We start from the raw sequence: 12,308 nt of genomic DNA, 5'->3' as shown, positions 1-12,308 counted from the left end.
GAAGTGCACTCTCGACGGAGACTCAGCTCAGACGTCGAGCTTGACCGTCGCGGACGCGACGAGGATGCCGATGGCCAACCCCAGCAACAGGAGCACATCGACCGCACGGGAGCGCGCGTTCAACCCACCGGCCTTGCGGGCCGGCCGCGCGACCAGCCGGACGAAGGCGCCGAAGAAGAGCCCGCCGGCCATGATGCGGCCGCCCCAGCGCACGTCGCCGAAGGCCATCAGCAGCACCCCGACGGCCCCGAGGACGGCGACGACGTACCACCAGCCGAGGACGACGAACCCGCTACCTCGCCACTGCACGGGCGTGCGCCTCGGCGGCCTGCACGATGTTGCTCAACAGCAGCGCGCGCGTCATCGGGCCGACCCCTCCCGGGTTGGGGCTGACCCAGCCGGCCACTTCGGCGACGTCGGGGGCGACGTCGCCGGCGATCTTGCCGTCGACCCGGCTCACGCCGACGTCGAGCACGGCGGCGCCCGGCTTGACCATGTCACCGGTGACGATGCCGGGCACCCCGGCGGCGGCGATGACGATGTCGGCCTGGCGGACCTCCGCCGCGAGGTCCTTCGTGCCGGTGTGGCACAGCGTCACCGTGGCGTTCTCGGACTTGCGGGTGAGGATGAGGCCGAGCGGGCGGCCGACGGTCAGGCCGCGGCCGACGACGACGACCTTGGCGCCGTTGATCGGCACGTCGTAGCGGCGGAGCAGCTCGATGCAGCCCATCGGCGTGCACGGCAGCGGGGCGGGACGCCCGAGGACGAGCCAGCCGAGGTTGGTCGGGTGCAGTCCGTCGACGTCCTTCTCCGGGGCCACCCGGGAGAGCAACGCCATCTCGTCGAGGCCGGTCGGCTGCTGGACGAGGAACCCGGTGCAGGACGGGTCGGCGTTGAGCTCGTCGATGACCGCCTCGACCTCGGCCTGCGTCGCGGTGGCGGGCAGGTCGCGCCGGATGCTGGTGATGCCGATCTCCGCGCAGTCGCGGTGCTTGGCGTTGACGTACCAGTGGCTGCCCGGGTCGTCACCGACGAGGACCGTGCCGAGCCCCGGGACGATCCCCTGCTCCCGAAGGACGGCGACGCGCTCCGTCAGCTCGGTCTTGATCGAAACGAGGGTGCTCTTGCCGTCGAGGATCTGTGCCGTCACGGTCGCCATCCTGCCACGCTCGTCACGCGCCCGTTCACTGCTCCCTCGCCCGACGCGCGGCCCTCGCTTCGCGGCGGTCGGTGATGAGGATCGAGCCGACGAGGACGGCCCCGGCGATGGCGGCGACGATGAAGAAGACCATCGCGATCGCGGGGTAGCCGAGGATCCGGCTCGTCGTCGGGACCTGCATCATCAGCGCCGCACCCACGACGATCGCGGCGAGGACGATCCCCATCGTCAACCGGTTGGCCAGGTGCTGGAGGACCGACACGAGGCGCACCTCGTCGATGGTCTTGACGCGGAAGGCGAGCTCACCGTCGGAGAGCGCGTCCATGATGCGGTTCGCGCGTCTCGGCAGCTGGGCAGCGAAGTTCTTCGCCTCGATCGCCGAGGAGATCGCCCCGGACAGCGAGACGGAGAGCCCGCCGCGGAGCAGCTCCTCGATGTTGTCGCGGATCGCCTCGGACGGGTCGAACGACGGGTCGAGGTGCTGGGTCACCTGGTCGAGGTTGAGCAGGGTCTTGCCGATCATCGCCATCTCGGCGGGGGGCCGCAGCCCGTGCTGGCCGGACAGGCGGCTCAGCTCGACGAGGACCGTGCCCGCGTCGACGTCGCTGCCCATGGTCACTGCGGTCGAGACGAGGTGCGACACGTCGTCGCGGAACTTCGCGGCGTCGTACCCGGCCAGCGGGTGCCCCATCTCGGCGAGGACGAGCGCCGCCTCCTCGCCGTCGCCCTCGCTGAGCGCGAGGAGCAGCTTGACGACCTGGTCGCGGACCCGGCGCGGCACCGCGGCGACCATGCCGAAGTCGATCAGAGCCAGTCGCCCGTCGTCGGTGAGGAGGACGTTGCCGGGGTGCGGGTCGGCGTGGAGGGTGCCGTCGACGAGGATCATCCGCAGGTAGGCGGAGAACAGCTCCTCGACGAGGGGCCGCGTGTCGACGTCGAGGAGTCCGAAGGGCCCCACGGTGGTGACCGGCCGGCCGGCGACGAAGTCCATCGTGAGCACCCGCGAGGTGGACAGCTCGGTCACCGGCTGGGGCACGACGAGGTGGGAGTACTCGGCGGTCAGCTCGCCGAACCGGATGAGGTGCTGGGCCTCCTGTCGGTAGTCGAGCTCACCCGCCAGGGACCGCCGGAAGTGGGACAGCAGGTTGTCGATGCCGTAGCGGCGCCCGACCTCGGTGTGCCGGTCGACCTTCCCGGCGATGGAGCTGAGCACCTCCATGTCGCCGCGGACCGCCTCCCGCACGCCGGGGCGTTGGACCTTGACGACGACGTCGCGGCCGTTGCGGGTCGTCGCCCGATGCACCTGGGCGAGCGAGGCCGCCGCGAGCGGCGCGTCGTCGAAGTCGCTGAACAGGCTGCGGATCGGCGCGCCCAGCTCTTCCTCGACGATGGCCCGCACCTCGTCGGCGCCGAACGGCTCGACGTCGTCCTGCAGGCGCGCGAGGGCGTCGGTGTAGGCGGGCGGAAGGAGGTCGACGCGGGTCGACAGGAGCTGGCCGAGCTTGATGAAGGTGGGGCCCATCTGCTCCAGGTCCGCGGCGAGCCGCTCCGGGCCCGATCCGTCGGACTGACCGACGTCGAAGGCCTCCCCCTCCTCCACGAGGAACTCGTCGGTCTGGACCCCGGCCAGCAGGTCCCGCCGCCCATGACGCACGACGAGACGGACGAGGTCGGCGTAGCGCTTCCGGTGCCCGGCATCCATGATCGGACCGTACTACCCCGGGCCCCGCGGACTCAGCCACCCACGTGGTCGACGCGCGAGCAGAAGCGAGCTGAGCGGCATCCGGCCCATGGCGTATGCCGCTGAGCTCGCTCCCCGACGAAGGCGACCTCCCGCTCCCCCGGAGTCAGCGCACCTGGCGCTGGGCGGCCTTGAACTCGCGCTGCGCGGCGAGGCGCATCGTCGCGAAGGACTCACCGGCGACGGGCGAGGCGGCGTCGCCCGCCATCTCGCGGACCATGAGCAGGAGGCGGAGGAGGTCGCCGAGCTGTTCCGGGCTCAGCTCGGCGGCGAGGATCGGCGCCTCCTCGTTCTCCTCGGCCTCGGAATGGTCCCGCAGGCTGCGTTCGAGCTGGTCGAGGATGACCAGGAACTCGTCGTCGGAGTCCGTACTGGTGGGCACATCGGGCTCGGGCACGGAACCGCGCAGCGCGTAAGCATGCACCAGCCGCTCGATGACGTCCGCGATCTCGCGCTCCTCGTCGAGGCGTTCTCGTGTCGAGTCGGTGACCCAGGCGTTGTGCATGGCGACCTCCTCGGCAGCCTCGTGCACCGCCAGGTAGCGCAACAGCGCGGCCAGCTCTGCACGCCGGTCCTCCCCCTGCGCATGTCGCACCGCACCGATCAGCCGCCAGAGGTGCTCGTGCTCCGCGTGGAGCGTGGCGCGGATCTCGTGCAGCGTGGCCACGCGGGTCTCCATCTGGTCCCCCTCGAACAGTCGCGTGCGGAAGTGGCCTGTTGTCGCACCGTACCCCCGCACCCACCTCGGAAACCGCGCTGGGACCGGGCTCACAGTGTGCCACGGCGGCACAACGGCACGACCACGTCAGAGGTCGGCCAGGGCGACCTCCCGGTCGGCGAGACGGGTGCGGTCGACGACGGTGCGGTTGCGGACGAGGTCCTGGACGGCGTCCATCGTGTCCCACACGTTGACGTGCATCCCCGCGAGGACCCGGACCCCGTCCCCCTCGGGCACGACCCAGAACGCCATGAACTCGTTGCTCGCCGGGTCGCCACGGAACACGACCTCGGTGTCGGTGCCACGCGGCACGTGGCCCGCGTACTCGAGGCCGATGTCGTACTGGTCGGAGTAGAAGAACGGGACCGGCCCGTAGTGCACGTCCTGGCCGACCATCGACTGGCCGGCGGCATACCCGCCGTCGTGCGCGTTGGCCCAGTGCTCGACGCGCACGTGCGTGCCGAGCGTCGGGTTGAACCAGTTGGCGACGTCGCCCGCCGCGAAGACGCCGTCAGCCGACGCGCGCAGGGCCTCGTCGACGACGATCCCGTTGTCGACCTCGAGCCCGGCATCCTCGGCCAGCCTGGTGTTCGGCCGGATCCCGACCCCGATGACGACGGTGTCGGCCGGGAGCCGCTCGCCGCTGCTCGTCACGACTGCGGTGACCCTCCCGTCCTCGCCCTCGAGCCGCTCGACGCCCTCCCCGAGCCGGAGCGTCACGCCGTGCGACCGGTGCAGGTCGGCGAACCACGACCCGACCTGCTCGCCGACGACGCCCAGGAGCGGCGCCGACTGTGGCTCGACGATGGTCACCTCGGCACCGTGGTGCCGGGCCGCGGCCGCGACCTCGAGACCGATCCAACCGGCGCCGATGATGACGACGTCGCTGCCCGGCACGAGCCGGGCCCGGATCTTCGCCGAGTCGGTCATCGACCGCAGGTAGAAGACGTCCGCCAGGTCGGTGCCCGGAACGTCCAGCTTGCGCAGGCCGGAGCCCGTGGCGAGCAGCACCGAACCGTAGGACAACTCGCTCCCGTCAGAGAGCGTCACGGTGCGGGCCGTCGGGTCGAGCCGGTCGACGGCCACGCCGAGACGGAGCTCCACGTGGTTCTCGTCGTACCACTCGCGCGGGTGGGGGAACGCCGAGTCCTCGGGGTCGTTGCCGAGCATGACGCCCTTGGACAGCGGCGGCCGCTCGTAGGGCAACCGGTCCTCCTTGCCGACGAGCACGACCGGGACGTCCTGGTCGCTCTCCCGGATGGCTTCGATGGCACGGGCGGCCGCGAGACCGCCCCCGACGATGACGATGGGGTCGCTGGTGCTCATGCAGCCACTCTCCCCCACCGGCCTCGGCTTGGTCGAGACCCCGCCCCCCGCCTGAGGTCACGACTGTGCGGGAGCGAGCCCAGCGGCATACGAGAGGTTCGGCCGTATGCCGCTGAGCGCGCTCGCGCTCGGACCCCGACCTCCCAGCGGGGTCAGGAGGTCCACGCGCGCCAGAGCGCTGCGTACTCGCCGTCGTGCGCGACGAGCTCGTCGTGGCTGCCCAGCTCGGCGACCCGCCCGTCGATGACGACCGCGATCCGCTCCGCGTCGTGCGCCGTGTGCAGGCGGTGCGCGATCGCGACGACCGTGCGGCCGGTGAGCAGGGCGTTCATCGAGCCCTCGAGGTGGCGGGCCGTCCGCGGGTCGATGAGCGAGGTGGCCTCGTCGAGGACGATGGTGTGCGGGTCGGCCAGGATGAGCCGGGCGAGGGCGATCTGCTGGGCCCGTCCGGGAGTCAGCTGGGTGTGGCCGGCGCCGAGCTTTGTGGCGAGCCCCTCGGGCAGCCGCTCGACCCAGTCCCACGCGTCGACGGCAGCCAGCGCGGCGCGGACCTCGTCGTCCGAGGCGGCTTCGCGAGCGAGCACGACGTTGTCGCGGACCGAGCCGATGAAGACGTGGTGCTCCTGGGTGACGAGCGCGACCTCGGTGCGCAGCACGTCGAGCGGCAGGTCGGTCAACTCCACGCCGCCGACCTCGACCGTGCCCGTGCGCGGCCGGTGGATGCCCGCGAGCAGCCGACCGAGCGTCGACTTGCCGGAGCCGCTCGGCCCGACGACGGCGAGGCGCTCACCGGTGCGCAGCTCGAGGTCGATGCCGTGCAGCACGTCGTGGTCGGCGCGGTAGGCGTAGCGCAGGTCCCGTCCGACGAGGTCCGGCCCGGCCGGGAGGGCGGCGCCCGCCTCGCGATCGGGCGGCACGGTGGCGATGCCGAGCAGGCGAGTCGTCGACGCCACGCCGACCTGCACCCGGTCGACGGTGTGGACCAGCATGTCGAACGGCCCCCACAACGCCTCCGTGTAGAGGATCGCCGTGGTGATCTGGCCGAGTGTCGCCCAGCCCTGCGCGTAGCCGACGGCGCCGACGAGGAGCACGAGCACCCGCGGGAGACTGAACGCGAGGTCCATGACGACGAAGAGCAGGTTGCGCAACGTCATCGTGTAGCGCTCGGCCTGGCCGGACACCTCGATGTCGTCGTCGCCGCGGCGCAGGCGGTGGCCCGCCAGGCCCAGCGCCTCGACGGTACGGACGCCCTCGACGGTCTCGGTGAGGCTCGTGTTGATCCGCGAGTAGGTCCCGCCCTCGGTGAGATAGCCGTTGGGGGCCCGGACGAGATAGCGCCGGATCTGCACGAGCGCCAGACCCATCAGCACGAGGGACGGGAGGGACATGAGCAGCGAGTTGCTCAGCATGGCCACGAGCGTGAGGACGACCGTCGTGCCCGCGGTGATCGACTGGGGCAGCGCCCAGCGGACCGACTCGCTCATCGTCCCGACGTCCCGGGTGACGCGGGTGACGAGGTCGCCCGAGCCCGCCGACTCGACGCGGGAGAGCGGCAGCCGCAGGATCGCCCGGACGATCTCCTCACGTGCGGCGGCGAGCAGGCCCTGCCCGAGCAGCGTCGAGGTGACCTGGGCGGCGAACGTGATGAGTCCGTGCAGGACCACGATCCCCGCGACGACGAGCGCCATGGAGTTCGCGGCCGCGAGCGCTGCGTCCTGCCGGCCGGCCGCGACGTCGGCGACGGTCGAGTCGACGAGGGCGCCGAGCAGGCGCGGGATGAGCAGGCCGGCCCCGGCCGCGAGGACGTTGCCGAGGATGACCGCGATGGTCAGGCGCCGACGGGCGGCGAGGAGGGACCCGACGAACCGGAAGACGCTGCGCCGGTCGGCGATGGGCAGCCCCGTGGTCGAGCTCATCGTCTCGGCGACGAACTCCCGGGCCCGCCGCTCGCGGAGCAGGTGCCGCCGTCGGAGGGCCGCGGCCCGCTCCTGGACGGTGGCCGCGGTCGGCGGCCGCAGCTCGTCCGGGACCTCGGGTGGGGCGGCGGGGCGGTCCCACGTCCGCGCCGACTCGCCCGCGAGGTCGCCGGTCAGCGGGGAGGCGTCAGTGTCGACGGTGCTCATCGCCCGGCTCCTCGCTGAGATGGTCGTAGGGATCGTGGTGGTCGTAGGAGTGGTTGGGGTCGTAGGGCTCGTTGGGGTCGGGTCGCGCCGGCGGCTGGACCTCGCCGCGCACGACGACGGAGCGGTATGCCGCTGAGCTGGCCACGAGGTCGACGTGCCGTCCGCGGGTGGTGGCCTTCCCTGCGTCGAGGAGGATGACCTCGTCGGCGTGGTGGAGCAGCAGGGGCGACGCCGTCATGACGATGGTGGTGCGCCCCGCGCGGTGCGGCCCGAGCCGCTCAGCGATCCGGGCCTCGGTGTGGGCGTCGACGGCGCTCGTCGGCTCGACGAGGACGAGCACCTCCGGGTCGGCGGCGAGCGCGCGCATGAGGACGAGTCGCTGCCGCTGCCCGCCGGAGAGGCCGCGGCCGCGCTCGTCGAGACGGCCCTGCCAGCCGCCGGGGAGCGCGTCGAAGACGTCCTCGCCGGCGGCTGTGTGGAGGGCGAGCTCGGCCTGCGACCGGGTCAGGTGGCCGAGGGGGTCGATCGCGTCGCGAAGGGTGCCGGCGAAGACCTGCGGCGACGTGTCGCTGACGAGGATGCGGCCGCGGACCGCGTCGAGCGGTGCTGCGGCCAGGTCGACCCCGCCGACGGTGACCCCCCACGCCTGCCGGGCGCGTTCCTCGTCGCGGCGGGCCTGGGCCTCGCGCGCCCGCGCCCGCTGGGAGCGTTCGCGCCGGGCGGCCCGGCCCTTGAGCTCCTCGGGGATCTCCTCGCTGACGAGCGCTCCCTCGTCGGACGGCAGGTACCGGCCGAGACGGTCCGCGAGGGCGGCCGAGTCGTCGGGCACCGCCGAGACGACCATCGTCAGCAGGCCGGGCTCGATGACGGTGCCGGAGGCCTCGTCGACGATGGGCGCCATCTCGGGGAGGGCTCGAGGCTGCTCCGGCTCGACCCACGGGGGGCGCTGGCCGAGGACGGCGATCGCCTTGCGGGCCGAGACGACGGAGCGGATCCACTTCTGGGCGAACTCGACGAAGGTGCGCATCGGGTGGAGCAGGAACAGGCCGTAGCCGAGGAAGCTGACGAACTGCCCGAGGGTGAGGCGGCCCTGGGCGACCTCGCGGGTGCCGAGCCACATGAGGGCGACGACGAACCCGCCGGAGAGCAGGACGCCGACCGCCTCGACCGCGGCGAGCCAGGTCCCCGCCAGGACGCCCGAGTGCCGGACCCGCTGCGACTGCTCCGCGTAGTTGCCGCCGAAGGTGCCCTCGCCGCCGATGCCCCGCAGGATCCGCAGGCCCGCGACGATGTCGGTTGCCATCGAGGTCAGCTCTGAGTTGCGCGACCGCTCGATCCCCTGCCACCGCTGCATCGGTCGCAGCAGCGGCGTGCCGAGCATGACGAGCAGCGGCGCCGAGAGGAGGACGAGCAGGCCCATCCGGACCGACGTCGACAGCACGATCGCCGCGACGGCCAGGTAGGCGACGAGCTGCGAGATCGCGCGGGTCGAGACCTCCATGAGCGCCCCGAACTGGTCACCGTCACTGCCGGAGACCGACAGGACCTCGCCGGTCGGCGTGCGGCGGGTCAGGACGTGGCCCAGCTGGAGGGCCTTGCGGGTGACGAGCTTGGTCGTGCCGTAGAGCGCGATGAGCCACTCCCGGACGATGATCGTGTGGTAGACCGTTCCGCTCAGGGCACCGACCGCGGTCACGGCGCCGAGGATGAGCACCCAGCGGATCGTCGCCGTCGTGTCGCCCGTGACGATGCCGGTGTCGATGGCCCGGCCGACCATCCACGGGCCGAGCGCCTGGGGCACCATCCAGACAACTGCCACCACCAGCCCGGCGACGAAGAGCGTTCCCTGCTGACGGACCATCCACCAGAGGAAGGTCCGCGGGCTTCGGGTGTCCGGCTCGTCGCGGCTCGTGGCGCGGTCGGTGAAGGCCCGGATCTCGGGCGGGAAATCTCGCATGACCCATCAACCCTAGGGTCCGCGAGCGGCCCGCCCCACCGATTTACCGTCCGCCCCCCTCGACCCCCGCCCGTCGAAGTGTGCACTTCGCGCCGGGCTGGCCCCAGCTCGAGTGTGCACTTCGCGCCGCTCATACCCACGCGAAGCGACGAGCGGACCGCTGTAACGCCAGGTCCATGGCGTGGCGGGAGAAGAACCTCGGCTCGGCCGCCGCGAACGTCAGTGTCTCGGTGGCGACCTCCAGCGCAGCAGCGAAGCGACGGATGGTCACTTCGCGGGCCTCCGGCGAGGTCACGTCGTCGTTCCAGATTTCGATGACGATCCAGCCGTCCCGGGCAAACCGTCGCCGGCGCACCTCATCGTGGCCGCGCTGGGCCTCGCCGGCGTGGAAGTCGTGGCCCTGGTACTCGCCGATGACTTTGAGGACTCGACCATCGGGAAGCTCGATCCGCCAGACCAGATCGCCGTAGCCAAGGAGAAGCTGGGGGTCCCAGCTTGCGTAGATCGGTTCGTTGAGAGTCGGCTCCGGCAACCCGGCACGGAGGAACATGAGCCGGCACGTCGTCTCGCGCGGTGACCAGGAGCCGACTCTGATGGACTCCAGCGCCTCGGTCAGCGTCTTCTTGCCACGAGGCCTGGTTCGCTTCGCGAGTGCGTGGCGCAACGGGGCGAGGGACTCAAGACGCGTCGCGCAGGCGTCTCCGACGACGATCAGGTCGTCCAGGCCGACCGGTCTTCCTCGCCCGACGAGCTCACCCAGGTCGACCCAGGTGTCGGGCAGATCGACGACGCGCAGTCCGGCTACCTCGGTGACCGACCGGGGATGGACCATCCGGTGTCCCACGACTCCCTCCCGCCGCACCTGCGGCCGGTCCACCGGCACGATGGTGTGGAGGCGCTGGTCCTCCTCCATCGAGTAGGAGAGGGGCAGTCGGTGGAGGCGCGCGGCGGTGAGGTGGGAGAACGCCGCCGTCTCGGGCAGCACCAGCGACAGCGCCGACGCCTGGCTGGTGAGGTCTGCGCACGCGTCGCGCGCCCTGACGCCGCGGCACGGGCGATGGAGATCTGGCCGCCGGAGGTCTCGCCCCGTCAGTCCCGCCAAGCGTCCCTGACCCACGGTGAAGTGATGGCCCAGCTGCACGTCATTGATGCTCGTCATGCCCCACGGTCGGCCAGACTGAGTCCGCTTGCGACGCCCGTCGCCGCATCTGGGGAGAAACGGGGTGGTTCTTAAGGGGATGTGGACAATGCCGCAGGGCGGCACGAAGTGCACACTCGACGAGGACTGAGCCCGGCACGAAGTGCACACTCGACGAGGACTGAGCCCGGCATGAAGTGCACACTCGACGAGGACTGAGCCCGGCGGCATACGGCTGGGGAGTCGGCGACTGTTCCGGGATGAGGAACGGGCCTGCCGGACCCGCCGGTGAGCAGCGACTCTCATTACGGCGGCACGCGGACGTGCCCGCCGGAAAGTACGCAAAGGAGCGCTGGTGCCGAACCTGACCATCCACCCGACGGGCGAGGTCCTCTACCTCGAGCCGGGCGAGACGGTGCTCGGCGGCCTCTACAAGGCGGGCTACGCCTACACGATCGGGTGCCGCCGCGGTGGCTGCGCCATCTGCAAGGTGGACGTCCGCGAGGGCGACTTCTCCTATGACCACCCCGTGGCCGACACCGTGATCTCCGACGAGGAGCGCACGGACGGCACCTGTCTGAGCTGCCGGGCGGTCCCGGACTCGGACCTCACCATCGAGATGCGGGACACCTGCCTGCGCCTCGTCAACCCGTTCCTGCGCCAGATGAACGACAAGGCCCGGCTCCGTGCCGACGCCCTGGCAGCCGGCACCACCACGAAGGAGTAACAGTGGGAATCTTGCGGATGGGCTACGCCCACATCCGGGTCACCGACCTCGCCGAGGCCAAGGCGCACTACGCCAACACCCTCGGCCTCTACGAGACGCTCGACCAGGACGGCAAGCTCTACTTCAAGGGCTGGGACGAGTGGGACCACCACTCCCTCGTCATCGAAGAGGGCGGCGTCGGCCTCGTGAAGTTCGGCTTCAAGGTCGAGAAGGCCGAGGACATCGACGAGATCGAGAAGAAGGGCCAGCAGTTCGGCCTCACCGTCGAGCGCATGTCCAAGGGTGAGAACCCCGAGGTCAGCGACGGCATCCGCTTCACGACCCCGTCCGACCACGTCTTCGAGGTCTACCACGACCAGACCCTCATCGGCACCGAGGTCGGTACGCACAACCCGGAGGCCTTCCCCCGGCACCTCGTCGGCGTCGGCGTCCCGGGCCTCGACCACTCGCTCATCCTCGCCGAGGACGTGCGGACGATGGAGAACATGCTGACCAACGTGTTCGGCTTCTACGCGACCGAGCGGGTGCAGACGGACCTCAACGACGACGACGCGCACTACATCGCGACGTGGATGACGAGCAACAACCAGATCCACCAGATCGCCGTCCTCGAGGGCCCGCAGTCCAAGCTGCACCACGTCGCCTTCAAGCTCCAGGACTGGGCGGAGGTCGGCCACGCGGGCGACATCATGGTCATGGACGACGTGCCGATCGACATCGGCCCGACGCGCCACGGCATCACCCGCGGCCAGACGATCTACTTCTTCGACCCGTCCGGCAACCGCAACGAGGTCTTCGCCGGCGGCTACCTGGCCTACCCGGACCGTCCGACGGTCAAGTGGACGCCCGACCAGATCGCCCGGGGCATCTTCTACCACGCCCGCGAGATGAACGAGCGCTTCACCACGGTCAGCACCTGACCGTGCCCGTGCGACCTGGAGGAGAGCGATGACGACGACGACGCCCGCGACGTACGTGCGGACGGTCCAGACGATGACGTATGCCGCTGGGCGCGCTGCCGTCGACGCCGCCCTCGAGCGGGCGGCTGAGATCGGCATCGCCGTCAACGTCGCGGTGACCGACCCGTCGGGGGCGCTCCTCGCCTTCGCCCGCATGGACGGGGCTCCGCTGCTCTCCTCCGGGATCGCGCAGGACAAGGCGTGGACCGTGTCGGCCTTCAACGGGATCGCCACGCACGAGTTCTTCGGCCTCATCGAGGACGAGCCCGCCCTGCGCGAAGGCATCGTCCACCGCGACCGGCTCGTCGTCTTCGGTGGCGGCGTCCCGGTTCGGGTCGACGGCGTGCTGGTCGGCGCCGTCGGGGTCTCCGGCGGCTCTGCCGAGCAGGACCGTGAGATCGCCGAGGCCGGGGCGGCCGCGGTCGCCACCCCTGACTAGCCAACTCGAGTGTGCAGAAGG

Annotated in this window: 11 protein-coding genes; 3 read left to right on the top strand and 8 right to left on the bottom strand. The window is 71.3% G+C overall.

The window, feature by feature from the left end; all coding sequences use genetic code 11:
• Window positions 1–27: 27 nt before the first annotated feature.
• The 8 genes from INTCA_RS05595 to INTCA_RS05560 all read right to left on the bottom strand — a co-directional run bounded on the left by INTCA_RS05595 (window position 28) and on the right by INTCA_RS05560 (window position 10,183).
• Complete coding sequence (locus INTCA_RS05595; RefSeq protein WP_013491951.1) at window positions 28–309, bottom strand: DUF3017 domain-containing protein; 282 nt, start codon at window positions 307–309, stop codon at window positions 28–30.
• Window positions 293–1,150, bottom strand: a complete 858-nt coding sequence (locus INTCA_RS05590; RefSeq protein WP_013491950.1) for a bifunctional methylenetetrahydrofolate dehydrogenase/methenyltetrahydrofolate cyclohydrolase — start codon at window positions 1,148–1,150, stop codon at window positions 293–295. The genes INTCA_RS05595 and INTCA_RS05590 overlap by 17 nt, the downstream gene beginning before the upstream one ends.
• A 34-nt stretch (window positions 1,151–1,184) precedes the next feature.
• Window positions 1,185–2,861: an ABC1 kinase family protein gene (locus INTCA_RS05585; protein ID WP_013491949.1), complete on the bottom strand. Its 1,677-nt coding sequence runs from the start codon at window positions 2,859–2,861 to the stop codon at window positions 1,185–1,187.
• Window positions 2,862–3,006: 145 nt separating this feature from the next.
• Window positions 3,007–3,579, bottom strand: a complete 573-nt coding sequence (locus INTCA_RS05580; RefSeq protein WP_013491948.1) for a hemerythrin domain-containing protein — start codon at window positions 3,577–3,579, stop codon at window positions 3,007–3,009.
• Window positions 3,580–3,705: 126 nt separating this feature from the next.
• Entirely contained in the window at window positions 3,706–4,944 is a 1,239-nt protein-coding gene (locus tag INTCA_RS05575; RefSeq protein WP_013491947.1) for an NAD(P)/FAD-dependent oxidoreductase, read from the bottom strand.
• 152 nt (window positions 4,945–5,096) lie between these two features.
• Window positions 5,097–7,067 (bottom strand): ABC transporter ATP-binding protein, encoded by a 1,971-nt coding sequence (locus tag INTCA_RS05570; protein ID WP_013491946.1) that lies wholly within the window; start codon window positions 7,065–7,067, stop codon window positions 5,097–5,099.
• Complete coding sequence (locus INTCA_RS05565) at window positions 7,048–9,024, bottom strand: ABC transporter transmembrane domain-containing protein (RefSeq protein ID WP_013491945.1); 1,977 nt, start codon at window positions 9,022–9,024, stop codon at window positions 7,048–7,050. Before INTCA_RS05565 ends, INTCA_RS05570 begins: the two co-directional genes overlap by 20 nt.
• Window positions 9,025–9,154: 130 nt before the next feature.
• The gene (locus tag INTCA_RS05560; protein WP_013491944.1) at window positions 9,155–10,183 is read right to left on the bottom strand and encodes a hypothetical protein; all 1,029 of its coding nucleotides are present in this window, start codon (window positions 10,181–10,183) and stop codon (window positions 9,155–9,157) included.
• Between the two features lie 334 nt (window positions 10,184–10,517).
• On the opposite strand from INTCA_RS05560, the gene INTCA_RS05555 reads away from it, so the two are divergent.
• The 3 genes from INTCA_RS05555 to INTCA_RS05545 are packed head-to-tail and all read left to right on the top strand — an operon-like array spanning window position 10,518 to window position 12,287.
• Complete coding sequence (locus INTCA_RS05555) at window positions 10,518–10,889, top strand: 2Fe-2S iron-sulfur cluster-binding protein (RefSeq protein ID WP_013491943.1); 372 nt, start codon at window positions 10,518–10,520, stop codon at window positions 10,887–10,889.
• Between the two features lie 2 nt (window positions 10,890–10,891).
• The gene (locus INTCA_RS05550) at window positions 10,892–11,809 is read left to right on the top strand and encodes a catechol 2,3-dioxygenase (RefSeq protein ID WP_013491942.1); all 918 of its coding nucleotides are present in this window, start codon (window positions 10,892–10,894) and stop codon (window positions 11,807–11,809) included.
• A gap of 28 nt (window positions 11,810–11,837) precedes the next feature.
• The gene (locus INTCA_RS05545; protein WP_013491941.1) at window positions 11,838–12,287 is read left to right on the top strand and encodes a GlcG/HbpS family heme-binding protein; all 450 of its coding nucleotides are present in this window, start codon (window positions 11,838–11,840) and stop codon (window positions 12,285–12,287) included.
• The last annotated feature ends 21 nt before the right edge of the window (window positions 12,288–12,308 follow it).

The organism is Intrasporangium calvum DSM 43043, assembly GCF_000184685.1.
Lineage (GTDB): Bacteria > Actinomycetota > Actinomycetes > Actinomycetales > Dermatophilaceae > Intrasporangium > Intrasporangium calvum.
Note: the sequence above shows the minus strand (reverse complement) of the source record. Positions and strands in the feature narration are given on the sequence as shown.

Excerpts from the sequence above, each read along its gene's own strand:
- INTCA_RS05585 (WP_013491949.1), bottom strand. The coding sequence starts at position 2,861 with ATGGATGCCGGGCACCGGAAGCGCTACGCCGACCTCGTCCGTCTCGTC.
- INTCA_RS05580 (WP_013491948.1), bottom strand. The coding sequence starts at position 3,579 with ATGGAGACCCGCGTGGCCACGCTGCACGAGATCCGCGCCACGCTCCAC.
- INTCA_RS05575 (WP_013491947.1), bottom strand. The coding sequence starts at position 4,944 with ATGAGCACCAGCGACCCCATCGTCATCGTCGGGGGCGGTCTCGCGGCC.
- INTCA_RS05570 (WP_013491946.1), bottom strand. The coding sequence starts at position 7,067 with ATGAGCACCGTCGACACTGACGCCTCCCCGCTGACCGGCGACCTCGCG.
- INTCA_RS05565 (WP_013491945.1), bottom strand. The coding sequence starts at position 9,024 with ATGCGAGATTTCCCGCCCGAGATCCGGGCCTTCACCGACCGCGCCACG.
- INTCA_RS05560 (WP_013491944.1), bottom strand. The coding sequence starts at position 10,183 with ATGACGAGCATCAATGACGTGCAGCTGGGCCATCACTTCACCGTGGGT.
- INTCA_RS05545 (WP_013491941.1), top strand. The coding sequence starts at position 11,838 with ATGACGACGACGACGCCCGCGACGTACGTGCGGACGGTCCAGACGATG.